Source organism: Streptomyces glaucescens (assembly GCF_000761215.1).
GTDB lineage: Bacteria > Actinomycetota > Actinomycetes > Streptomycetales > Streptomycetaceae > Streptomyces > Streptomyces glaucescens_B.
Map to the genome: position 1 here is coordinate 697636 of NZ_CP009438.1, position 22826 is coordinate 720461.

Annotated in this window: 24 protein-coding genes; 13 read left to right on the top strand and 11 right to left on the bottom strand. The window is 73.7% G+C overall.

What is annotated here, in order from left to right:
- The first annotated feature begins 212 nt into the window (after positions 1 to 212).
- From SGLAU_RS03005 to ppk2, 3 genes are all read left to right on the top strand, one after another.
- Entirely contained in the window at positions 213 to 716 is a 504-nt protein-coding gene (locus tag SGLAU_RS03005; RefSeq protein ID WP_159072755.1) for a DUF6069 family protein, read from the top strand.
- Positions 717 to 849: 133 nt separating this feature from the next.
- Positions 850 to 2163, top strand: coding sequence for a chloride channel protein (locus tag SGLAU_RS03010; protein WP_244315166.1), 1314 nt, complete (start codon positions 850 to 852; stop codon positions 2161 to 2163).
- A 170-nt stretch (positions 2164 to 2333) separates the two neighbouring features.
- Positions 2334 to 3137, top strand: coding sequence for a polyphosphate kinase 2 (ppk2, locus tag SGLAU_RS03015; protein ID WP_043498115.1), 804 nt, complete (start codon positions 2334 to 2336; stop codon positions 3135 to 3137).
- A gap of 115 nt (positions 3138 to 3252) precedes the next feature.
- On the opposite strand, the gene SGLAU_RS03020 is transcribed toward ppk2, so the two are convergent.
- From SGLAU_RS03020 to SGLAU_RS03055, 9 genes are all read right to left on the bottom strand, one after another.
- On the bottom strand, positions 3253 to 4140 hold the full coding sequence (locus SGLAU_RS03020; protein ID WP_043498117.1) for a glutathione S-transferase C-terminal domain-containing protein: 888 nt from the start codon (positions 4138 to 4140) through the stop codon (positions 3253 to 3255).
- A 144-nt stretch (positions 4141 to 4284) separates the two neighbouring features.
- Positions 4285 to 4407 carry a hypothetical protein gene (locus SGLAU_RS36670; protein WP_279627994.1) on the bottom strand — a complete coding sequence of 41 codons (123 nt, stop codon included), beginning with the start codon at positions 4405 to 4407 and terminating at the stop codon, positions 4285 to 4287.
- Between the two features lie 276 nt (positions 4408 to 4683).
- Positions 4684 to 5241 (bottom strand): NADPH-dependent FMN reductase, encoded by a 558-nt coding sequence (gene ssuE, locus SGLAU_RS03025; protein WP_043498118.1) that lies wholly within the window; start codon positions 5239 to 5241, stop codon positions 4684 to 4686.
- A 55-nt stretch (positions 5242 to 5296) separates the two neighbouring features.
- Entirely contained in the window at positions 5297 to 6277 is a 981-nt protein-coding gene (locus SGLAU_RS03030) for an ABC transporter substrate-binding protein (RefSeq protein WP_043498119.1), read from the bottom strand.
- A 47-nt stretch (positions 6278 to 6324) separates the two neighbouring features.
- Positions 6325 to 7089: an amino acid ABC transporter ATP-binding protein gene (locus tag SGLAU_RS03035; RefSeq protein WP_043498122.1), complete on the bottom strand. Its 765-nt coding sequence runs from the start codon at positions 7087 to 7089 to the stop codon at positions 6325 to 6327.
- On the bottom strand, positions 7086 to 8024 hold the full coding sequence (locus SGLAU_RS03040; protein ID WP_043498124.1) for an amino acid ABC transporter permease: 939 nt from the start codon (positions 8022 to 8024) through the stop codon (positions 7086 to 7088). The genes SGLAU_RS03035 and SGLAU_RS03040 overlap by 4 nt, the downstream gene beginning before the upstream one ends.
- Before the next feature lie 3 nt (positions 8025 to 8027).
- Positions 8028 to 8972 (bottom strand): ABC transporter substrate-binding protein, encoded by a 945-nt coding sequence (locus SGLAU_RS03045; RefSeq protein WP_052413586.1) that lies wholly within the window; start codon positions 8970 to 8972, stop codon positions 8028 to 8030.
- On the bottom strand, positions 8969 to 9496 hold the full coding sequence (locus tag SGLAU_RS03050; RefSeq protein WP_043498126.1) for a GNAT family N-acetyltransferase: 528 nt from the start codon (positions 9494 to 9496) through the stop codon (positions 8969 to 8971). Before SGLAU_RS03050 ends, SGLAU_RS03045 begins: the two co-directional genes overlap by 4 nt.
- Positions 9493 to 10623, bottom strand: a complete 1131-nt coding sequence (locus SGLAU_RS03055) for an LLM class flavin-dependent oxidoreductase (protein ID WP_043498130.1) — start codon at positions 10621 to 10623, stop codon at positions 9493 to 9495. The genes SGLAU_RS03050 and SGLAU_RS03055 overlap by 4 nt, the downstream gene beginning before the upstream one ends.
- Before the next feature lie 571 nt (positions 10624 to 11194).
- On the opposite strand from SGLAU_RS03055, the gene SGLAU_RS03060 reads away from it, so the two are divergent.
- The 6 genes from SGLAU_RS03060 (at position 11195) to SGLAU_RS03080 (ending at position 16201) form a co-directional block, all read left to right on the top strand.
- On the top strand, positions 11195 to 12424 hold the full coding sequence (locus SGLAU_RS03060) for an acyl-CoA dehydrogenase family protein (protein ID WP_043498132.1): 1230 nt from the start codon (positions 11195 to 11197) through the stop codon (positions 12422 to 12424).
- A 153-nt stretch (positions 12425 to 12577) separates the two neighbouring features.
- Positions 12578 to 13036 (top strand): RrF2 family transcriptional regulator, encoded by a 459-nt coding sequence (locus tag SGLAU_RS03065; RefSeq protein ID WP_043498134.1) that lies wholly within the window; start codon positions 12578 to 12580, stop codon positions 13034 to 13036.
- Positions 13037 to 13153: 117 nt separating this feature from the next.
- Positions 13154 to 13255: a putative leader peptide gene (locus SGLAU_RS36905; protein ID WP_366459963.1), complete on the top strand. Its 102-nt coding sequence runs from the start codon at positions 13154 to 13156 to the stop codon at positions 13253 to 13255.
- 118 nt (positions 13256 to 13373) lie between these two features.
- A complete protein-coding gene (locus SGLAU_RS03070) occupies positions 13374 to 14480 on the top strand; it encodes an ABC transporter substrate-binding protein (protein ID WP_043498137.1) in 1107 nt (368 codons plus the stop codon).
- A gap of 25 nt (positions 14481 to 14505) precedes the next feature.
- Positions 14506 to 15306 carry an ABC transporter ATP-binding protein gene (locus SGLAU_RS03075; RefSeq protein ID WP_412556212.1) on the top strand — a complete coding sequence of 267 codons (801 nt, stop codon included), beginning with the start codon at positions 14506 to 14508 and terminating at the stop codon, positions 15304 to 15306.
- Positions 15293 to 16201 (top strand): ABC transporter permease, encoded by a 909-nt coding sequence (locus SGLAU_RS03080; protein ID WP_043498141.1) that lies wholly within the window; start codon positions 15293 to 15295, stop codon positions 16199 to 16201. The genes SGLAU_RS03075 and SGLAU_RS03080 overlap by 14 nt, the downstream gene beginning before the upstream one ends.
- A gap of 121 nt (positions 16202 to 16322) precedes the next feature.
- Here SGLAU_RS03080 and SGLAU_RS03085 read toward each other — a convergent pair whose 3' ends face one another.
- On the bottom strand, positions 16323 to 16796 hold the full coding sequence (locus tag SGLAU_RS03085) for a carboxymuconolactone decarboxylase family protein (protein WP_043498143.1): 474 nt from the start codon (positions 16794 to 16796) through the stop codon (positions 16323 to 16325).
- A 274-nt stretch (positions 16797 to 17070) separates the two neighbouring features.
- Here SGLAU_RS03085 and SGLAU_RS03090 point away from each other — a divergent pair, with 274 nt between their 5' ends.
- The gene (locus SGLAU_RS03090) at positions 17071 to 17991 is read left to right on the top strand and encodes a Gfo/Idh/MocA family protein (protein ID WP_052414035.1); all 921 of its coding nucleotides are present in this window, start codon (positions 17071 to 17073) and stop codon (positions 17989 to 17991) included.
- A gap of 99 nt (positions 17992 to 18090) precedes the next feature.
- On the opposite strand, the gene SGLAU_RS03095 is transcribed toward SGLAU_RS03090, so the two are convergent.
- Entirely contained in the window at positions 18091 to 18525 is a 435-nt protein-coding gene (locus SGLAU_RS03095) for a VOC family protein (protein ID WP_043498144.1), read from the bottom strand.
- 258 nt (positions 18526 to 18783) lie between these two features.
- Between SGLAU_RS03095 and SGLAU_RS32770 the strand changes: the two genes are divergently transcribed.
- From SGLAU_RS32770 to SGLAU_RS03110, 3 genes are read left to right on the top strand one after another with little or no spacing between them, the layout of a single operon-like run.
- Positions 18784 to 19368 carry a hypothetical protein gene (locus tag SGLAU_RS32770; protein WP_159072756.1) on the top strand — a complete coding sequence of 195 codons (585 nt, stop codon included), beginning with the start codon at positions 18784 to 18786 and terminating at the stop codon, positions 19366 to 19368.
- A 32-nt stretch (positions 19369 to 19400) separates the two neighbouring features.
- Positions 19401 to 20009 carry a hypothetical protein gene (locus SGLAU_RS03105; protein ID WP_043498146.1) on the top strand — a complete coding sequence of 203 codons (609 nt, stop codon included), beginning with the start codon at positions 19401 to 19403 and terminating at the stop codon, positions 20007 to 20009.
- 7 nt (positions 20010 to 20016) lie between these two features.
- The gene (locus SGLAU_RS03110) at positions 20017 to 22626 is read left to right on the top strand and encodes a M48 family metalloprotease (RefSeq protein ID WP_043498148.1); all 2610 of its coding nucleotides are present in this window, start codon (positions 20017 to 20019) and stop codon (positions 22624 to 22626) included.
- Positions 22627 to 22826 lie beyond the last annotated feature (200 nt).

Here is a 22826-nt window from a genome sequence, read left to right on the forward strand (position 1 = left end):
GTCGGTGAGCCGGCCGCGGCCGGTGGCGGTGGCGTGCCGTCACCGGTGACGGCAACGGCGGCAAGACCCTCGGCGGCCTTCGTGAAGCGCTCCCCCGCTTCCGTGGCCGGTCGTGCCCCGAACGGGCCAGCGCGGGCAGCGCCGCGGGCGGGAGCGGGTACGGATAGCCACCCGTCACGGACAGCGCACTCGTACCGAGCGAGGAGACGAACGTGCAGCCCTCGAATCAGCCCTGCGGTCCGCAGCAGATGCCGTACGGCGACGGTCCCGCCGCGGACGACGCCCCGCCGCCCGCGCCCCGGCTCGACACCGCCCGGCTCTGGGCCGGCGGCGTCCTGACCGCCGGGGTCGCCGGACTGACCGCCATGGGCGCCGTGCTGCTGGTGCGCGGAGTGCTCGGCATCGCGGTGTTCGCCCCGGAGGGCGACGGCGCGGAGGGCGACGGCTCGACCGGACTGCTGGCGGCCGGCGCGGCGGCGACCGCCCTCGCCGCGACCGCGCTGCTGCACGTGCTGCTCCTCAGCGCCCCGCACCCGGTACGCTGCTTCACCTGGATCGTCGCGCTGGTCACGGCCGCGATCGTGCTGCTGCCGTTCCGGACGGCGTCGGGCCTGGAACCGAAGGTGGGCAGCGGAGCGGTGTACCTGGCGATCGGCGCGGCCGTCGGATCCCTGCTGTCGGCGGTCGCCCGGGGGGCCACCCGGCGTGCCGCCTGAGAAAGGGGCGCGCCCTGGACCGGCCCGGCAGGGAACCGGCGCCGAGCCGGCCGGGAGGGGGGCGGGAGGCGCACCGCCTCCGGGGGCGTCGTCCGCGGCCGCCGCGACAGGCGGGCCGGCGTTGCGGTCGGCGTTGCGTGAGCGGGGCTACGTCCGGCTGCTGCTGCTCTCGCCGCTGCTGGGGGTGCCCGTCTCGGTGGCCTGCTTCTTCCTCGTCGGCTTCCAGCAGGAACTCCAACACTGGGTGTGGGAGTCGCTGCCCGAGGCCGCCGGACACCGCACCCCGCCCTGGTGGTGGCCGCTGCCCGCGCTGCTGCTCGCCGGGCTGGTCCTCGCGCCGATCGTGACGCGGCTGCCGGGCGCCGGCGGCCATGTGCCGGTGCACGGGCTCGGCGGTCCGCCGGCCGGCCCGCGGGCGGTGCCCGGGGTCGTCCTGGCGGCCCTCGTCACCCTGCCGCTCGGTGTGGTGCTCGGCCCGGAGGCGCCGCTGATGGCGTTGGGCAGCGGGCTCGCGCTGCTCGCGCTGCGCGGCGGCCCGGCGGGCGACCCCCGGACCGTGGCCGTGGTCGGCACCGCCGGGTCGACCGCGGCCATCTCCACGATCCTCGGCGGACCGCTGGTCGCGGCGGTGCTGACCCTCGAAGCGGCGGCGCTCGGCGGCAGCCGGATGGTGCTCCTGCTGCTGCCCTGTCTCATCGCCAGCGCGGCGGGCGCGCTCGTCTTCACCGGTTTCGGCCACTGGACCGGGCTGGACATCGGTGACCTGTCCCTGCCGGCCGTGCCGCCCGGCACGGCTCCGGACGCGGGCGACTTCCTGTGGGGCCTTCCGGCGGCGGCCCTGATCGCCGTGGTGATCGCGGCGGCACGCGGGCTCGGCCTGCGCACCCTGCGGTGGACGGGGCGGTACACCGCGGTCCGCACCGTCGTCTGCGCCACGGCGGTCGGCGGCTGCGTCGCGGTGTACGCACTGCTGACCGGCCGCTCCCCGGCGGAGGCGGCGCTCTCCGGCCAGAACGCGATCGGCGGGCTCGCCGCCGATCCGCACGCCTGGCCGGTGGCGGCTCTCGTCGCCCTCGTCGCCTGCAAGGGCGTCGCCTGGGGAATCGCCCTGGGCAGTCTGCGGGGCGGTCCGATCTTCCCGGCGGTGCTGCTCGGGGCGGCGTCGGCGCTGGCCTGTTCCGGACTGCCGGGCTTCGGCACCACCCCGGCGCTCGCCCTGGGCATCGCCGCGGCCGCCGCCGCGGTGACCGGTCTGCCGCTGAGCAGCGCGGTGCTCGCGGTGCTGCTGATGGGCCGCGCCGCGCACGACCAGATGCCGCTGATCGTGGCGGGGTCGGTGGTGGCGTTCGTCGTGGCCCAGCTCGTGCGGCGGGAGGAGGCGGGGGCGGCACCCGACGCGCGGACGACGCCCGACGCGGGGGTGCGGCCGGGAGCCGGTGCGGACTGAGGGGCGCGGCCATGGGGGCCCGCCGGTCCGGCGTCGGGCCCAAGGGGGCGGCGGAGGCCGCCGGTCCGGCGCGCGCGACTCCCCCACGGCCAGTACGGTGCTGTGCAAGCGCTGTCCAGGTGTGCGCTCCAGGGTGCGCCCGGGCGTACACGCCCGAGCGGGGAGACGCCATGGCCGGCAAGCAGGCGGCGAAGCTGCCGCGCAAGAGGTACGAGAGGGAACTGCTGCGCCTGCAGACGGAGTTGGTCCGGCTCCAGGAGTGGGTGCGCACCGAGGGCGCCCGGCTGGTCGTGGTCTTCGAGGGGCGGGACGCGGCCGGCAAGGGCGGCACCATCCAGCGGGTCACGGAGCATCTCAACCCGCGCGTGGCCCGGATCGCGGCGCTGCCCAAGCCGACCGAGCGCCAGCGCACCCAGTGGTACTTCCAGCGGTACGTCGAGCACCTGCCGGCCGGCGGGGAGATCGTGCTGTTCGACCGGAGCTGGTACAACCGGGCCGGTGTCGAGCGCGTGATGGGCTTCTGCACCCAGGAGGAGTACCGGCTGTTCCTGCGCCAGTGCCCGATCTTCGAGCGGATGCTGGTGGAGGACGGCATCCTGTTGCGCAAGTACTGGTTCTCGGTGAGCGACGCGGAGCAGCAGGACCGCTTCCGGCGCCGCCTGGAGGATCCGCTGCGGCGCTGGAAGCTGTCCCCCATGGACCTGGAGTCGATCACCCGCTGGGAGGCGTACTCCCGGGCCAAGGACGAGATGATGGTGCACACCGACATCCCCGAGGCACCGTGGTACGTCGTGGAGAGCGACGACAAGCGGCGGGCCCGGCTGAACATGATCGCCCATCTGCTGGACTCCGTTCCGTACCACGACGTCCCGCCGCCGGTGCTGGAGCTCCCGGAGCGTCCGCCGTCCACCGGTTACCAGCGCCCGCCGCGCGACCTCCAGACGTACGTCCCCGACCACGCGGCCGGTCTCTGACCGCGCCCGGCGCGACGCCGGGCGGGGTGCCGCCGCGTCGGCGGCCCGGTTCCGGGCCCGTTCGGCTCGGGTGGCGCCCGGCCCTCCGCCGGAGGGCTCGGCGCCGGGACGGGGGTCAGGGACAACAGAGCGCCGAGGGCCGGCCGGTGCCGTCCGCGATGTGGGCCGCCCAGTCCAGGATCTGCACCGCCGCACCGGCGGCCTCCAGTCCCTGGCAGCGGGCGTGGTGGCGGCGGGCGATGCCCGGCAGGTCGAGGTGGCGGCCGAAGTCGGGGTGGCCGGCCAGCCGCCGGGCGTAGGCCCACAGCCGCGGGTGGCCGGCGATGCGGTGGACGGCGTCGGCGTCCAGGTGCCGGCGGTGCACGGTGTCGAGCTGCACCAGGGTCACCCAGACGTGGACGTCGGCGACGGTCATGCGGTCGCCCAGCACGAACTCCTGGAAGCTGAGCCGTCCCTCCCACTGCCGCAGTGTGCCCAGCAGCACCGCCAGCGCGGCGCGGCGCTCGCCGGCGTCGGCTCCGGGCCGCCCCGCGCGCTGCGCGGCCTCGTCGACGCCGTGCTCACAGAGGTGTTCCACGGCGGCGATCTCCGCCTCGGCACCGCGCGGGTGGAGCCCGCGGCGGTCGCTGCCGAAGTGCCGGGCCAGGTCCCGCAGGATGTCCGGGGCGTGGGTGCTGACGATGCGTCCGGTCCAGTCGTCGCTGAGCACGGGTGCCGTGGCGGGGCCGGGGTGGCGGTGGGACGTGGCCTCGTAGAGCGGGCGCAGTGCGGTGTGCCCGCCGTCGGGCCCGTCGGGCACGGACGGCAGCAGGGTCACCGGCAGGGTGTGGTGCAGACCGAGCAGGCTGTGGGTGATGGCGAGTCGCAGGGAGTGGGGGCAGGACGGCGAGAGGTGGAGGCGGTAGCGGCGGGCGACGGCGTAGTAGCCGCTGCTCGCGTCGCAGCCGATCCTGCCGCGCAGCGGGGGCGCGGGCGGCAGGCTGGTCGAGGGTGCGGCGGGCATGTGTCTCCCTGGATCCTGGGCCGGCTTCTGGGTGCGCGGGGCGGCGGGCGGCGCGCGGGCGGCGCACGGAGGGGGGTGGGGGACGCGTGACGGCGTCGGCGTCCACCCGTGCGCGCGGGCATGGGGTGCCGTGGGGACCGTTGGTCAGTTCGGCGCGCTCGCCGCGCTGCAGACGCGCAGCAGATCGATGTGGCGGCGGGAGGTCAGGAGCAGGGCCGGCCGCCCCGCGCGTACTGCGCGGTCGGTGGACGACTCCGCACGCTCCATCGTTTTCCTACCCATCCGCTAGGGAACCTGTAGGGAGTGTCGGGCGGGCCCGAGGGCCCGTCAAGGGGGCCGTCACGGATCCCGCCCGCCGTCTCACATGCCGGATGGAACACGGAAGGACGTGTCAGGCCGTCCGGTCCGCCCGTCCGCGTCCCGCATGACCCTCGGCGGCCCGCCCGGCGACGTCGTCGTGGCCGCCCGGCGGGAACCCCTGGCCGGGGGGACGCGCCCGCCCCCGCGGGCCTCCGCTCGTCGCCGCCGGCCGCGGCGGGCCGCTCATCCGGCCGTCGCCAGCAGGGCCGTACGGCCGTCGAGGGCCGCGGCGAACCGGTCGACGACCTGGGCCAGGGCCTCCGCCGCGCCCGGCGCGACGGACAGGTGGCCGTCGTCGGTCACCGCGATGTCCCTGTCGAGGGTGAACCAGCCCTGGACGATGTGCCCGGCGCCCATGGAGCTGAGGACGGGGCGCAGCGCGTAGTCGATGGCGAGGACGTGCGCGGTGCTGCCGCCGGTCGCCAGCGGCAGCACCGTCTTGCCGGCCAGGGCGTACTGCGGAAGCAGGTCGAGCAGCGACTTCAGCAGCCCGGAGTAGGCGGCCTTGTAGACGGGGGTGCCGATGACGATGCCGTCGGCGCGGTCGAACAGGGCGGCCGCCCCGGCGATCGCCGGGTGCCGCACGTCGGCGCCGAGCAGGGCCTCGGCGGGCAGCGTACGGACGTCCAGGGGGATGACCTCGTGCCCCTGGGCGGTGAGCCGGCGGTCCAGGTGGCGCAGCAGCCGGGCGGTGCGGGAGGTGGCGGAGGGGCTTCCGGAGACGGACAGGACGGTGGCCATGGCGAATCCTTCGGAGTGCGGGACGGGCGGGGACGGCGGGAACGGGCGGGACGGTTCAGCCGTCGGTCCTGGGCAGGCCGGGCGGGTTGATCTGCGACCTGGTCACGGCCTCGTCGGACAGTCCCCAGCGCGCCAGGACCTGGGCGTAGGTGCCGTTCTCGATGACCTCGTTCAGCGCGGCGGCCAGGGGCTTCACCAGGCCGCTGTCCTTCTTGGTGGTGGCGGCGATGAGGCCCTGGAGGCCGGCGCCGGCCCCGGAGTAGGTGCCCACGACCTCGGTCTTGCCGGAGGTGGCCGCGTGGTAGGCGGCGGTCGGGTTGGGGCCGAGGTAGAGGTCGATGCGGCCGGACTGGAGGGCGAGGTAGGTGTCGGTGTCGTTCTGGTAGTACTTGATGTCCACCGGTTCGCGGCCGGCCTTCTCGTTCGCCTTGCTCCACTCGATGAGCAGCTTCTCCTGGTTGGTGCCGCTGCCGACCGCGACCGTCCGGCCCGCCACGTCCTCGGGACCGTCGACCTTCAGGCCGCTGCCCTTCTTCGCCTCGAAGCCGAGGTTGTCCTCGCGGTAGGTGGCGAAGTCGTACTTCTCCTTGCGCTCCTCGGTGACGGTGATGTTGCTGAAGCCGACGTCGTACTTGGCGCTGTCGAGGCCGACGAAGACGTTCTCCCAGGAGACGGTGTTGAAGTGCGGCTTCAGTCCGAGCACGTCGGCCACCAGATGGGCGATGTCGGGTTCGACGCCGATCAGGGTCCTGTTGTCGGTGGCGTGGAAGGTGAGCGGCGCGGCGGAGCCGGAGGAGTCGGCGATCTCCAGGGTGCCTCTCTCGCGGATCTCCCGCGGGACCTGGGCGGCTATGGAGTCGACCTTCCCGGTGGTGACGCGGTCCTGGTCGGGGCTGGTGTTGATCTTCGTCGTGGTGCCCCTGGCGTCCGCGACCTCGGTGGTGCCGCCCTCGTCGGGGTTGGCGCAGGCGGCGAGGACGAGGGCGCCGGCGAGTCCGAGGGCCGCTGCGACGGTACGGCGGGTGAGGGTGGGCACGGTGGTTCTCCTTGCTGGGGGTCGGGCTGGGGTCGGGCCGGGGCGGGTCAGAGGACCTTGGAGAGGAAGGCGCGGGTGCGTTCGTGGCGCGGGGTGTCCAGGACCGCCGCGGGCGGCCCCTGCTCCACGACGAGGCCGCCGTCCATGAACACCACGGTGTCGGCGACCTCGCGGGCGAAGCCGATCTCGTGGGTCACGACGATCATGGTGGTGCCGGTGGCGGCCAGGTCCCTGATGACTTCCAGGACCTCGCCGACCAGTTCGGGGTCGAGCGCCGAGGTGGGCTCGTCGAAGAGCAGCACCTTCGGTTCGAGGGCGAGCGCGCGGGCGATGGCGACGCGCTGCTGCTGGCCGCCGGAGAGCTGACGCGGGTAGGCGTCGGCCTTGTCCTCCAGGCCGACCCGGGCGAGCAGCCGGCGGGCCGTCCCGGCGGCCTCCTTGCGGGGGCGGCGCAGGGCCGAGACGGGGGCCTCGGTGACGTTCTCCAGCACGGTCAGGTGCGGGAAGAGGTTGAAGTTCTGGAAGACGAACCCGATGTGGGTGCGCTGCCTGAGCACCTCCTTCTCCCTGAGTTCGTGCAGCTTGTCGCCGGAGCGGCGGTAGCCGATGAGTTCACCGTCGATGCTGATCCAGCCGCGGTCGACCTTCTCCAGGTGGTTGATGGTGCGCAGCAGCGTGGACTTGCCCGAGCCGGACGGGCCGAGGATCACGGTGACCTCGCCGGGGCGGACCTGCAGGTCCACGCCGCGCAGCACCTGGAGCGCGCCGAAGCTCTTGTGGACGCCGTGCACGTCCACCATCACCTGACTCATCGGCTGTCTCCCAGGGTCTTGAGGGCGCGCCGGGCGCGCTGGAGCGGGGTGGGCGGCGGGGTGCGGTCGGCGCCGCGGGCGTAGTGCCGTTCGACGTAGTACTGGGCGACCGAGAGCAGGGAGGTCAGGACCACGTACCAGGCGGTGGCGACGAGCAGCAGCGGGATGACCCGGCCGTTGCGGCCGTAGATCACCTGCACCTGGTAGAACAGTTCGCCGATGGCCATGACGTAGACCACCGAGGTGCCCTTGAGCAGGCCGATGATCTCGTTCCCGGCCGTGGGCAGGATGGCCCGCATGGCCTGCGGCAGCACGATCCGGCGGATCTGGCGCAGGCGCGGGATGCCGAGCGCGGCGGCGGCCTCCCGCTGGCCGGGGTCGACGGCGAGGACACCGCCGCGGACGATCTCGGCGGCGTAGGCGGCCTGGTGGAGGGTCAGTCCGATGACGGCGGCGCCGATGGTGCCGATGAGGCTGTTGCTGTCGACGGACCAGAACACCGGCCCGAAGGGGATGCCGACGCCCAGCCGCTCGTACAGGGCGCTGAGGTTGAACCAGAACACCAGCTGGACGATCATCGGGATGGACCGGAAGACCCAGATGTACGTCCAGGCGACGGTCCGCAGCACCGGGCTGTGCGACAGCCGCATGAAGGCGATCACGGTGCCGAGGAGGAACCCGAGCACGGTGGCGTAGGCGGTGAGCTGGAGGGTCACCCACACGGCCTGCACGATCGTCTCGGAGAAGACGTACTCGGCGAAGACGTGCCATTCCCAGACGGGGTTGGTGGCCAGGCCGTGGGCGAACTGGGCGACCAGCACGAGCACGGCGACGGCGGCGGCCCAGCGGGCGTAGTGGCGGGCGGGGACGACGGTGAACTCGGCGGGCCGGCCGTCCAGCCGCTCCGCGGGCGGGGTCAGGGTGTCGCTGCTCATGGATCACCTGTGCTCGGGTGGATTGATCCGCGACGCGTCGATCGCGGAGGCGGTGGTGCCCCACTTGGCCAGGATCCGGGCGTAGGTGCCGTCCTCGATCAGCCGGTTGACCGCGGCCTGGAAGGCCTTGGTGAGCGGGGAGCCCTTCTGGAAGGCGAAGCCGACGTCGAGGCGGTGGTACTCGCCGAGGAAGACGGTCCCCGACGCGGGCTGGGCGGCCTGGTGGCGCAGTCCGTTGATGGTGGACATGATGACGTCGACACGGCCCTGCTGGAGGGCGGTGAGGGTGGCCGCGTTCTCGGAGTAGACCTTCACGTCGTAGGGCTCGCGGCCCGCCTTGGCGCACACGCCCTTCTCCGCTTCGAGGGTGGCCTCGAAGGTGGTGCCGGCGCCGGTGCCGACGGTCAGCCCGCACAGCTGGACCAGGTCGGTGACCCTGCCCTTGAGCGCGGTGCCGCCCTTCCTGACCGCGAAGCCCTGGCCGTCGTTGATGTACGTGACGAAGTCGACCCGCTTCAGGCGTTCGGCGGTGACGCCGAAGTTGCCCGTGCCGACGTCGAACTTGCCGCTGCCGAGGGCCGGCAAAATCGACTCGAACGACGCCTCCTGGCGTTCCAGCTTCACGCCGAGGACCTTGGCGACCGCGTCGGCGAGGTCGATGTCCAGTCCCGCGGGCTCGCTGCCGGGGCCGTCCGGGTAGTAGGCGCCGGGCGGGAAGCCGATGGAGCTGCCGATCCGCAGGGTGCCGGCGGCACGCACGTCGGCGGGCAGCAGCGCGGCGGCGGCCTTCACCTCGCGCACGTCGGCCACCGGGTCGTCGGCCGGCGCGGGGGACGCCTGGGCGCCGGCCGGGGACGTGCCGGGCGTACCGCCGGAGCCGCAGGCCGTGAGCGCCAGCACCGGCAGGAGCGTGCCGACGAGCCGGATCGCGGTGCCTCGGAGGTTCACTGGGTGGCCGCCTCTCGGGTCGGTGCGGTGGTACGGGGGGACCGCGGCAGGTGCTTCTCGAAGGGCAGCGGGCCGAGGGTCTCCGGGTCGGCGCCCGTGTCGAACAGCGGGGTGTAGCCGGTCGCCAGGTACAGGGCGCGAGCCTCCGGCTGGCGGGGCCCGGTGGTGAGGAAGACCCGCCGGTAGCCGCGGCCGGCGGCCTCGCGCTCCAGCTCGGCGACGACCCGCCGGGCGAGTCCGCGCCGCCGGTGCGCGGAGTGCGTCCAGATCCGCTTCAGTTCGGCGGTGGCCGCGTCGTACCGGCGGAAGGCACCGCCCGCGACCGGCTCGCCCGCTTCGAGGAGGAGCAACAGGACGCCTCCGTGGGGCGCCGTGAACTCCTCGTCGGGGTAGCGGGCCAGTTCCTCGTGGGCGTCCTTGCCGTAGCGGCGGGAGTACTCGTCGCCGAGTTCCCGCAGCAGGGGCCGCACCCTCGGGTCGGAGACCGGGACGTGGACGACCGTCAGGTCCGGTGCGGAGGTCATCCCTGCACCGCCGCCAGGGGCTGGACCCCGCGGGCCGCCTCGCGTGCGGCGTCACGCTTGGCGACCTCCTCGCGGACGATCGGGATGACGTGCCGGCCGAAGTCGATCGCGTCGCCCAGCAGGTCGTAACCGCGCGCGGAGAGGATGTCGACGCCGAGGTCGTGGTAGTCGAGCAGGGCCTGGGCGACCGTCTCCGGCGTGCCGACCAGGGCGTTGGAGTTGCCCGCTCCCCCGGTGGCGGCGGCGGTCGGGGTCCACAGGGCGCGGTCGTAGCGCTCCCCCGCCTCCGCGATGGCGAGCAGCCGCTGCGAGCCGGTGTTCTCGGGCGCGTTGTCGCGGTGGTGGCGGACCAGGCCCGCCTCGCGGCGCCTGCGGATCGCGCCGACCGTGCGGTGGGCCTTCTCCCAGGCCAGTTCCTCGGTGGGGGCGATGATCGGCCGGAACGCCACCTGGATGCGGGGCACGTCGGTGCGGCCCGCCGCCTTCGCCGCGGCCTTCACGGCCTCGATCTGCTCGGCCGTCCGCTCCAGGGGCTCGCCCCACAGGCAGTAGATGTCGGCCTCCGCGCCGCCGGCGGCGTACGCGGCGGGTGAGGAGCCGCCGAAGGAGACGTCCGGGCGGGGCTGCTGGACGGGGAAGACGTCGCTGACGAAGTCGTGGAAGCGGTAGTGGTCGCCTTCGTGGTCGAAGGGCTCGTGGGTGGTCCAGATCTTCTTGACGATCCGGATGTACTCGCGGGTGCGCTCGTAGCGCTGGTCCTTGGTGAGGGTGTCTCCCTCGCGGCCCTGCTCGTGGTCGTTGCCGCCGGTGATGAAGTGCACGGTCAGCCGGCCCTCGCTGATCTGGTCGAGGGTGGCGAACGTCTTCGCGGCGAACGTCGGGTAGGAGACGTTCGGGCGGTGGGCGAGCAGGATCTGGAGCCGCTCCAGCCTGCTCGCCACGTAGGCCGCGGCGGGCGCGGGGTCGGGCGATCCCGAGCCGTAGGCGAACAGCACCCGGTCCCAGCCGTGGTCCTCGTGGGCACGGGCGAGACGGAGTGTGTACTCCTTGTCGAAGGCGGCGCCGGAGCGCGGGGTGGTCTCGGAGCCGTCGTTGGTGGCGGCGATGCCAAGGAACTCCACGGGCATGGGAGAGGGCCTTTCCTCGGGTTCGCCGGGGGCGCCGGGCGCGTCTGCCCTCGCATGCGGGCAGGCGGGCACGGCCGGGCGGCCCCCGGTGCGGAACCGGGTGGTGAACGGGTGTGAGCGGTGCTGCTGGGTGGTGAAGGGTGTGACGCCGCCGGGGCGAGGACGTGGCACGGCCGGGAGGACCGGCGTCGGGGCCTCGCCGGGAGGCGGGGACGCCGGGAAGCCGGACGGCGGCGGGCCGGGAGGCGGGGAAGAAGCGGTGGCGGGCCCCGTCAGGGGCTGGCAGCCGAGAGCGTGAGCGGGCCGGTCAGTCGGCCCGTCGTGGCATCAGGCGCGACACGCGGCGGACCACACGCGACCGAAGTCGATGTGGTCACGGGTGACCAGGCGCTGCTCGGCGTTCATGCGATTAATTGAGCAGTACATCGCCCGTCCCGTCAACTGCGGCCCGGATGACGGACGGTGCGGCTCGGCCTCCGTCCCGTCCCTGCTCAGCCATCTTCCCTAGATTTCCTATCGATTTACTAGGAAAGTATTGACGGTGGTTCAGGGGGTGCGCAGGATGAGGCGCATGGCCACTGCCCCCGCACCGCCCCAACCGACCGCGGAGCCCCGGCGCACCGGGCCCGGCCGTGCGCACTGGCTGCGCGTGATCCGTGAGACGGCGGACGACCTCGCCACCGACGCGGTGGAACGGGAGCAGGCGGGGAAGGCGCCGTTCGACGAGGTGTCCCGGCTGCGCGAGGCGGGGCTGCTGACCCTGCTGATACCGGCCGAACTCGGCGGCGGGGGCGCGGACTGGCCCACGGCGTACGCCGCCGTCCGGGAGATCGCCGCCGCCGACGGCGCCGTCGCCCAGCTCCTCGGCTCCCACACCTTCCTGTCGTGGAGCGCCCGGTTCCTGGGCGAGCCCGCGCTCGCCGCCCGCATCGGCCGGCGGTCCGCCGCCGAGCAGTGGTGCTGGGGCGGCGGCCTGGCCCGCCAGGAACCCGCGCTCGCCCTGACCCCCTCGGCCGGCGGCCAGGTGCTGGACGGGCGGCAGAGCTACGTCACCGGTGTGCTGGTGGCCGACCGCGTCGCCGTCCGGGCGGTACGCGCCGACAGCGCGGAACCCGTCGCCGTCCTCGTCGACCCCGCGGCGCCCGGCGTGCGCGTCGACAACGATGCCGAGGCCTTCGGCCAGCGGCTGGCGGCCGGCGGCAGCGTGGAGTTCGACGCCGTGCCGGTGGCCGCCGACGACATCCTCGGCTCGCTGTCCACGGAGGAGGACGCCCTCTCCCCGCGGACCGCGCTGATCTCGCCGGTCGGGCGGCTGCTCTCGGTCCAGCTGCGGCTCGGCATGGCCGAGGGGGTGCTCGCCGAGGCCCGCGACTACAGCCGGACGGGCCACGCGCCCTGGCACCCCGCCTGGCCGGTCGGCTCCCCGCACGATCCGCAGGTGCTGACCACGTTCGGGGAACTCACCGTGCTCGTGCGCGCCGCCTCCGCCCTCGCCGACCAGGCACTGGCCGCCGTGTGCGCCGGGCTGTCCCTCGGCGACGACCTCACCTTCGAGGAGCACGCGGACATCGCCGTCCTGGTGGCCATGGCCGAGGCCGCGGCCGCCCGGGCGGCGCAGGAGTCGACCACCCGCGCCCTCGACGTCGTCGGCGCCCGCTCGACCCCGGCACGGCTCGGCCTGGACCGCTTCTGGCGCGACGCGCGCACCCACACCCTGTACGAGCCCGTCGCCCCTCGTCTCCGCGACGTCGGGGACTACTTCCTGAACGGCGCGCACCCGGCGCTGGTCCTGCCCATGTGACACCGGCCCGCGGCCCGCGGGAGGGCCTGCCCTCCCCCGCGCCACCGGGCGGTGTCCCGTCGATCGCGCCGGGCTCCCGGCGCGATCGACGGGACACCGCTCCTGGCCCCACCCGCCGCGGGACACGGCCGGGACCTGCGGGATAATGGCTGCATGCGGATCTCAGCCAGGGCGGACTACGCGGTACGTGCCGCACTGCAGCTCGCCGCGTCACGCGACGACGGGCCCTTGAAGGCCGAGGCGATCGCGGCCGCCCAGGACATCCCGCACAAGTTCCTCGAAAGCATCCTGAACGACATGCGCCGCGGCGGTCTGGTGCTCAGCCAGCGCGGCGGGAACGGCGGCTACCGGCTGGCCAAGCCCGCCGAGTCCATCAGCATCGCCGACGTGATCCGCACTGTGGACGGCCCCCTGGTCTCCGTGCGCGGGGTCCGGCCCCCCGAGCTGTCCTACACCGGGCCCGCCGAGTCGCTGCTGCCCCTGTGGATCGCGCTGCGGTCCAATGTGCGGGAGATCCTGGAGGGGGTCTCGCTCGCCGATGTCGCGTCCGCCCAACTTCCTTCCGCCGTCTCGGAGTTGACCCATGCACCGAACGCCTGGGTGAACCCCTGATCTCACTCTTCGGGATGACGACGTCCACCATGTGAACAACCTCTTGGGGTGGGGGCGTCCTTCTGCCACGATCCCTAGCAACCAGGTAGGAAAACTAGGGATCCGTGGGGGGCCGGCATGCGCACGCACAGCCACACGGATCTCGTCCTGCCGCGACTGACCTCACGTCGCCACATCGATCTCGGCCGCACGTCCAGCGCCATCTGTCGGCTCGTCTGAGACCGTCCGCAGCACCACGGCATCCCTGCGGGAGCCCTGTCGTGCTCGCCCTGGGCTGCCCCTCCTTCTTAAGTACTCGCGTACCTCCGTGATCGCCCTTCCCCGAGAGGACACCTCCGTGTCTGCCGCAAGACCGCTCACCACCCTGCGCGCCCTCGCCGCCATAGCGGCCCTCCCCCTGCTGCTGACCGCCTGCGGCTACGGCGCCGACTCCACGGACGACGACAAGCGCGCCGAGGTCGCGGCGGACGCCGAGAAGCTGTCCGCCGACGAGGTGCGGATCGGCTACTTCCCCAACCTCACGCACGCCACCGCCCTGGTCGGCGCCGAACAGGGCTTCTTCCAGAAGGAACTGGGCGGCACCGAGGCGAAGTACGCCACCTTCAACGCGGGCCCGTCGGAGATCGAGGCGCTGAACTCGGGATCCATCGACATCGGCTGGATCGGCCCCTCCCCGGCCATCAACGGCTACACCAAGTCCGGCGGCAAGAACCTGCGGATCATCTCGGGTTCGGCGTCGGGCGGCGTCAAGCTCGTGGTCGACCCCGACAAGATCAAGTCCCTGAAGGACGTCAAGGGCAAGAAGATCGCCACCCCCCAGCTCGGCAACACCCAGGACGTCGCGTTCCTCAACTGGATCGCCGAGCAGGGCTGGAAGGTCGACGCGCAGAGCGGCAAGGGCGACGTCTCGGTCGTCCGCACCGAGAACAAGGTGACCCCGGACGCCTACAAGGCGGGCTCGATCGACGGCGCGTGGGTGCCCGAGCCGACCGCGTCCAAGCTGGTCGCCGAGGGCGCGAAGGTGCTGCTCGACGAGGCCGACCTGTGGCCGGACAAGAAGTTCGTGATCACGAACATCATCGTGTCCCAGGAGTTCCTGAAGAAGCACCCGGACGTCGTCGAGGCCGTGCTGCGCGGCGCGGTCAAGAGCAACGCCTGGATCAACGCCAACCCCGACAAGGCGAAGGCCGTCGCCAACCAGGCGCTGAAGCGGGACTCCGGCAAGGCGCTGCCCGCCGAGATCATCGATCCGGCCTGGAAGTCGATCACCTTCCTCGACGACCCGCTGGCCGCCACCCTCGACAGCCAGGCCGAGCACGCGGTGCAGGCCGGCCTGCTGGAGAAGCCCGACCTGACGGGCATCTACGACCTCACCCTGCTCAACAAGGTCCTCAAGGCCGAGGGCGGGGCAGCGGTCGACGACGCCGGTCTCGGCGTCCGGTAATCCCCACCCGATCAGTTCCCAGGAGGTGACGACCATGGCCACCCTGTCGGCCCCGGTCGAGGAGCACGCCACAGCAGCGGTGCGGCACGCCGCCCGGATCGAGCACGTCTCGAAGTCGTTCCCGGGCCCGGCCGGGCAGCAGCTCGTACTGGACGACATCAGCCTCGATGTCGCGCCCGGCGAGTTCGTCACCCTCCTGGGGGCCTCCGGCTGCGGCAAGTCCACCCTGCTCAACCTGGTCGCGGGACTGGACCGGCCGTCCGCGGGCTCGATCGCCACGGACGGCCGTCCCGCCCTGATGTTCCAGGAGCACGCCCTCTTCCCGTGGCTGACCGCCGGACAGAACATCGAGCTGGCGCTGAAACTGCGCGGGGTCGCCAAGCCGCGCCGACGGCCCGAGGCGGAACGTCTGCTGGAGCTGGTCCGGCTGCGCGACGCGCACGGCAAGCGGGTGCACGAGCTGTCCGGCGGCATGCGCCAGCGCGTCGCGCTGGCGCGGGCCCTCGCCCAGGACAGCAGGCTGCTGCTGATGGACGAGCCGTTCGCGGCGCTCGACGCCATCACCCGGGACGTGCTGCACGACGAACTGACCCGCATCTGGCGCGAGACCGGCCTGTCGGTGCTGTTCGTGACGCACAACGTGCGCGAGGCGGTCCGGCTGGCCCAGCGCGTGGTGCTGCTGTCCTCCCGTCCCGGCCGCATCGCCCGCCAGTGGAGCGTGGACATCCCGCAGCCGCGCCGGCTGGAGGACACCGCGGTCGCCGAACTGTCCGCCGAGATCACCGAAGAACTGCGTGGGGAGATCCGCCGCCATGGCCAGCACTGACACACCCGTCGACGCGCCCGGGAAGCCCGGGAAGGACGCCGGCGACCTGGCCGGCCTGGAGGCCGGGCTCGACGCCCTGGACTCGGTCGAGGTCCGCCGTACGCCGCTGCGCGAGACGCTGCTGCGCAAGGCGCTGCCGCCGGTCGTCGCGGTGGGGCTGGTGCTGGTGGTCTGGCAGCTGCTGGTGTGGGCGGAGGTGGCGCCCGACTACAAGCTGCCCTCTCCGGCCGCCGTGTGGGGCGAGGTGGAGGCCGCCTGGCTCCAGGGCACTCTGCTCGACTACATCTGGACCTCCGTCTCGCGCGGCCTGCTCGGCTTCCTGCTGGCGCTCGCCATCGGCACCCCGCTGGGCCTGCTGGTCGCCCGGATCGGCTTCGTCCGGGCGGCCATCGGACCCATCCTGTCCGGGCTGCAGTCCCTGCCCTCGGTCGCCTGGGTGCCCCCGGCGGTGATCTGGCTGGGCCTGAACGACTCGATGATGTACGCGGTGATCCTGCTCGGCGCGGTCCCGTCCATCGCCAACGGCCTGGTCGCGGGCATCGACCAGATCCCGCCGCTGTTCCTGCGTGCCGGTCGGACGCTGGGCGCGACCGGGCTGCAGGGGGCCCGGCACATCGTGATGCCGGCCGCGCTGCCCGGCTACCTCGCGGGGCTGAAGCAGGGCTGGGCGTTCTCCTGGCGGTCGCTGATGGCCGCCGAGATCATCGCCTCCTCCCCCGACCTCGGCGTGGGCCTCGGCCAGCTCCTGGAGAACGGGCGGAACAACGCCAGCATGTCCCAGGTCTTCCTGGCGATCTTCCTGATCCTGCTGGTGGGCATCGCCATCGATCTGCTGATCTTCAGTCCGCTGGAGCGACGGGTGCTGCGCGGGCGCGGTCTGCTGGTGAAGAACTGACGGTGCACAGCCCGGCCCGTCGTCCCGTCGACGCCGCTGCGCGTGCCGGGCTCGGCGGGCCGCCCGCCCGCCGCACCGACGACTCCGGTACGGCGGACGAGCGGCCGGCGAGCGGCGCGCGTCAGGCGAACTGGCCGGGCCGGTAGTCCCCCGCGGGCTGCTGGACGATGACGTTCGCCCGGTTGAAGGCGTTGATGAGCGCGATCAGGGACACGAGCGCTCCGAGCTGCTCCTCGTCGTAGTGCTTGGCGGCACGGGCCCACACCTCGTCCGGGACACCGCCCGCCGCGTCCGCGATGCGGGTGGCCTCCTCCGTCAGTTCCAGCGCGGCACGCTCGGCGTCGGTGAAGACCGTGGCCTCACGCCAGGCGGCGACCAGGTTGAGCCGCACCGCCGACTCACCGGCGGCGGTGGCCTCCTTGGTGTGCATGTCGGTGCAGAAGCCGCAGCCGTTGATCTGGCTCGCGCGGATCTTCACCAGCTCCTGCGTGGCGGCGGGCAGTGGGGACTTGGCGATGACCTGGCCCGCCGCGACGAAGTGCTTCAGGGCGGCGCTCGCGGTGGCGTTGCCGAAGATGTTCAGACGGGCGCTCATGGCGTTGCTCCTTCGCGGTTCTCGATGACGTCACCCCTATGACGGAGCGGCCGCCCGCGATGTGACAGCGGAGGATGTGACCTGCGTCTCCTCGACGCTCCGGGGAGGTGTCCGGGCGGCGGAGGGCCGCGAGCGCTCCCCGTCGTGGAGCCGGGGCCGACGGCCCGTCAGGCCGGCACCGGGCACCGGCGCGCCCCTCCCGGACACGCGCGCTCCGCGCGGGATAGGGTGACCATTGGTCTAGACATCTGACGAAGGGCGCACGGTGGAACCGGTGGAACCCGCAGCACACACCCCGGCCGACGGCGGCCTCCCGGTGGCCGTGATCGGCCTGGGCGGCATCGCGCAGAAGGCGTACCTGCCCGTGCTGGGGGCACTGCCGGGACTCGACCTGCGGCTGATGACCCGGGACCCGGGGAAGCTCGCCCGGATCGGCAGCGCCTACCGGGTCCGGCACCTGTTCACCGACCTGGACGACGTCATCGCCTCCGGCGTCCGCGCGGCCTTCGTGCACGCACCCACCGAACACCACCACGCCCTCGTCACCCGCCTCCTCGAAGCGGACGTCGACGTGCTCGTGGACAAGCCGCTGTCGTACTCCCTGGCCGAGAGCCGGCGAATGGCCGAGACGGCCCGGGAGCGCGGCCGGTCCCTCATGGTGGGCTTCAACCGCCGCTACGCCCCCGCCTACACCCGCGCACTCGACGGCCCGCGCGACCTGGTCGTGCTGCAGAAGGACCGGCACGCCGGCACCGGTGACGTGCGGACCATCGTGCTGGACGACTTCATCCACCTGGTCGACACCCTGCGCATGCTCGCTCCGGCGCAGGTCGCGCTCGACGTGCACGGGAAGGTCGTGGACGGGCGGCTGCACCACGTGGTCCTGCGGGCCGCGGCTCCGGGATTCACCGGACTGGCCGTCATGAACCGGTCCGGCGGTTCGGCGGGCGAGGTGCTGCAGACCGCGGGCGGCGGCCGCCGCCGCGACGTCGTCAACCTGACCGACGTCACCGAGCACGACGGCGTGCCCGTGCTGCGCCGCGGCTCCGACTGGGAGCCGGTCGGACGGCGCCGCGGCTTCGAGGCCATGTGCCTGCGCTTCCTCGACGCGGTGCGCACCGGGGAACGGCTCGACGCGGGGGACGCGCTCGTCACGCACGAGTGGTGCGAGGAGATCGTCACGCGCCTGACGTGACGGCTCGACCGCGGCGGGCACCCACCGCGGTGGCGCGCAGGGCGCGGGCACCGCGGGCACGAAGGCGGCGCCCCGGGGCGCCGGCCGGTCCCCACGAGATCAGTCGAGACAGAACTCGTTGCCCTCGACGTCCTGCATCAGGAGGCACGACTCGTTCTCCTCATCGGCGGGCAGCAGTCGCACGCGTACCGCTCCGAGCGCGACCAGCCGCGCGCATTCGGCCTCCAGCGCGGCCAGGCGCTCCTCGCCGACGAGTCCGGTGCCGACCCGCACGTCGAGGTGCACCCGGTTCTTGACGACCTTCCCCTCGGGAACGCGCTGGAAGTACAGCCGCGGGCCCACGCCGGAGGGATCACTGCACGCGAACCACGCGTCCCGGTCCTCGGGCGGCAGCGAGTGCCGGTAGTCGTCCCACCTCGCGAATCCCTCCGGCGGCGGGGGTGCGGCATACCCCAGCACCTCGCACCAGAAGCGGGCGACACGCTCGGGTTGCGCGCAGTCGAAGGTGACCTGGAATTGCTTGATCGCTGCCATCCGCCCACCGTAGCAGGGGCGCACGGGTGCTCAATTCCCCTTATACGCACGCCTGGTGGCGCATGGATGACTCTTTCGCGCTGCCCATGGCGGATGGCAAAAGCGCTCCGCATATGAAATCGTCCGGCACATGTTGAACGAATGTGACCGTTCGGTCCTGGCTCTTTTCTGGCCACCCGGCCACGGCTAATCTCACCGGCAGTTCGCAGTCCGGCCTCCGATCGGCCGCGGCTGCACCGGGGAGCCGGGGGGCGGGTCATGGGATTTCTGGTGCGCAAGTCCGCGACCGCGACAGTGGCAGTGGCAGTGGCAGTGGCGGCGATATTGCTGACGGGTTGCGGTGGCGGCGACCCGGGCCGGCCGGACGGCTCGTCCGAGACGACCACGCCTGCCGACGACGGCCCGGACGGACCCACCGAGCCACCGACACCTCCGGCACCGGTCCCGGCCACGCCGGACCCACCCGCACCCGGTCCGTCCACCACCCGCCCTCTCACCACCGCCCCCTTCACCCCGGAACCGCCTCCCGTTTCCTCGGCTCTCCCCGCGGCCGACATTCCGGAAGAGCTGAAGGGTGAATGGGACGGTGACGGGGACGGCGCCGCGCGTCTCGACAAAATCGTCTTCACCGCCGACGGCGTAGCGGAACTGCATTACAACAACGGGCGGGTGCTCACCGGCCCGGCGGTGGCCGACGGATCGTCCCTGACCATTCACGTCCAGGGCGGGCCGATCACCTACGCACACTGGTCGATCGAGGAATTCGACGCCGGCTACGGATACACGTTCGAGAACTTGCTGCTGGACGGAGTCAGTTACGTCCGGCAGACCAGCGGGGGCTGAGGCGTGCTCCACGACTGCGAAGGATGGCGCTGATGGGCAAGGACACCACCGGGCCGGCCGCGGGGGCCGTGGACGAGGAGCTGATCCGCGAGGTCGCACGGGACGTGATCGAGCGCGCGGCTCCCGGCGAGCTGGCGGTGTTCCGGCGCCGCAGCAGAGCCTACTTCCGTGATCCCGACGGGGAGCTCAAGGCGGCGCGCAGGAGTCTCGACGGCAAGGCCAGGGACGAGCTGCTGGGCTCCGGCGCCGGTGAGGTGATCGTCGTCGTCGCTCCCTTCGTGCTCGCCATCGTCCAGGGAGTGCTCACGTCCCTGGCCCAGGACTTGGCGGCCTCGGCCGTCGACCGAAGCCAGGAGGCGGTGAGAAGGCTGCTGCGACGAGTGCTGCGACGCCCTGGGCCGACCGCCGACGGCACACCCGCCGTCGCCCCGGAACCGCCCCCTGCTCCGGCCCCGGGACCGGCACCCGAGGAGTCGTCCGGCGGAGTGGACGCGGACCCCGCCGGGGAGCAACAGGCCCTCACCGAGGAACAGCTCCGGGCCATCCACCGCACGGCCCGCGCCACCGCACTCGACCACGGGCTGCCGGAGGACCGTGCCCGGTCGGTGGCGGACGCGTTGGTCGACGCGCTGAGGGGCTGAGGGCGCGGTGCTTCCGGCCCCGTCCGCGCGGCCCGATCCGTTCGCCCTTCCCGACGGCGTGAGGTTCCGCTTCGTCCTGCTGCTCACCGCGCTGCTGGGAACGTCGGCCTTCGTCTACAACCTGCTGTATTACGCCGTGTCTCCCGGCGCCGACGACGCCTTCGCCGACTACCAGGCGTGCATTGCGGCGCCCGGGGCCGGCGCACCCGCCGCGGATCCGGGCGCCTACGCGCGCGGCGTCCTGTCCTGCACGGCGTCCCACGAGCGGGAGAAGGCGTGGTGGATCCTGGCGGGCCTGGTGCTGCTGGCCCTCGCGGCCGTGGCCGTCTACCTGGCCGCCCCGCGGCTGCGGACCTGGCGCCAGAAGCTGGAGCCCCTCGAGCCGGAGGACGACCCCGAGGACGCGGCGCTGCTGCGCGAACTCCGGTCGCTGGTGGCGGAGGCCGGACTGCGCACGGCGCCGCGCTTCCTCGTGGCCGTGGGCCGCTGGGACGTGGGGGCACGCGCCTTCGGGCGCGCCGGCGACTACCGCGTGCAGCTGAACGAGACACTGCTCACCCGGGGACGGGAGGACCCGGCGCTGCTGCGGGCCTTCGTGCGGCACGAACTCGCGCACATCAGGAACAAGGACGTCGACATCACGCAGCTGACGGTGGCGCTGGCCGTGGTCTTCGTCCCGCTGGGCCTCGCCCCGCTGGCCGTGGCCCTGGCGGGCACCGATCCGCAGGACCTCTTCGGCGTGACGTGGCGGGCGGCCGTGCTCGTCGCCCTCGTCTACCTCACGGCTGCCGCGGTCTCGCGCGCCCGCGAACACGCGGCCGACGTCCGCGCCGCGTCCTGGGGCGACGCGCGGGCCCACCTGCGGAGGGTGCTCGGCGTCCCGGCGGGCCGGCCCTGGTGGTCCCGCGGACCGCTGCGGCTGCACCCCCGTGCGGAACGGCGCGTCGCCGCGATCGAGAGCCCGGAGGTGCTGTTCCGCATCGGCTTCGGCGAGTGCTTCGCGGCGGGGCTGGCGGCGACGGTCGCCGCCGCCGGACTGCACACGCTGCTCTGGCTCGGCTTCAACCATCTCGGTCCCCGCGACTCCCGGTGGGTGGTCGCGCTGGTGCTCGCCCCCGCCGTGGTCGCCGTGGTCGCCACCGGGCTGTGGCGCGCGGCCCTGTGGGCGCGCAGCGATGCGGCGCCGCCGGGCACCGGCGGCCCCCGCACGCTGCTGCCGGCGCTCGGCCTGGCTGCCGGGCTCGTGCTGGGACGGCTCGTGCCCGCGGAGAACGGGATCCTGCGCTCCGGGTCCTCGCCCCTGCCGACCGCGGCGGCGACCGCGGCGTCCCTGGGGCTCTGTCTGTTCGTCGTGCTCTTCCTCCGCTGGGTCGTCCGGGGCGCGACGCTCTGGCTCCCCGCGTCGGGACGGCTGGGCAGGGGCACCTGGGCGGCGGGGCTGGCGGCGATGGCGGTCCCGTTGTCGGTCCTGCTCGGCTGGTGGCTGATGCTGTACGACATGGCCGACGGGCTGGGGCCGGTGCACGACGGCGCGCGGGCCGACCACCGCGCCGTCGCGGCGGTCGCCGCCCTGGAGCCGTTCTGGCCGTGGGCCGTCCTCGAACACCCACTGGCCCGGCTCTTCCACGAGTGGACTCCCGCCGTGCTCGCCGTGGTGGTGCTCTGGGCCTTCCCGCTCGCCGCGCTGGGGCGTCGGGGTGCGGCGGGCCCGGACTCCGGCTGGGCGCGGTGGGTCGTCGTCACGGCGCTCGCGGGCACCGCCGTTCTCGCCGCGGCCCTCCTCGGGACCCGGGCGTGGGCGCACGCGCACGTGGCGGAGGAACTGCGGCGGCAGGGTGCGTACCGCGTCGCCTTCCACCACTGGTCCGTCGCCGCCGCCGTGGTGCTCCAGGGCGTGGTGGCGGCGGTCGTCACGGCGGGCCTGGCCCGCTCGCACCGGTCCCTCGGCCGTCCGGTGGTGCCGTTCGCGCTGCTGGCCGCCTTCGTCACCGGCTGCCTGGCCACGGGAGTGATCTTCGCGGGGTCCGTGGCGGGCGGCTGCTGGGACGCCCTCGCCCTGGTGTCCGGCCCCTGCGAGGCCGGTCTCGACGCCGGCTTCGTGCGCGACACCTTGCTGCGGACCGTGGTGGCCGGTGCCGCGAGTGCCCTGGTGGGGGCGGGGATCGCCGCGGCGGTCGTGTCGCTGCGGGCCCGGCGTCCCGGTGCCGCGCCCGCCGCCGTGTCCGTTCCCGTCTCCCGGGAGCAGCGGGGTCTGCTCGCCCTGGCCCTGCTCCTGGCCGTCGCCGTGGCCACCACGGGGCTGGTGGCGGGTACGCCGGGGGCGGCCACGGCCGGAGCCCCGCCCGCCGCACCGCCGGCGGGGGTGCCGGGCGGTGCCGCCCGGGCCTGCGAGCGGTTCGACGAGGTCATGGGCTCCGGGGCGAGCAGCGCGGACCGGAACGCCGGCCTCTTCGACGCCGTACGGCTCGCCGTCGAAGGCGGCAACGCCGCCCTGGCCGTGGCGATCCAGGACCTGGTGCGTGCCGTGCCCCGAGGTGACCTGTCCGCGTTCACGGACGCCGGTGACCGGATCCGGGCGCAGTGCGCGCGGGAAGGAGCGCCCCTGCGTCGCTTCTGAGGGTGTGGCAGACGGCCTGGCTCCGGTCGGCCGGCTCGTCCTCGTCCGCCGCGCGCCCCGGACCGCGGGCAGGGCGTCGCCGGCACCGGCTCCCGGGACCCGGGCGTCCCGTTCACGGGCGCACCCCGGCAGGTCGCGGGCGGTCCGCGCGGGGAGGGCCGGGGCCTTGCCCGGAGCAGCGCGCGGGCCGAGGTGGCGTG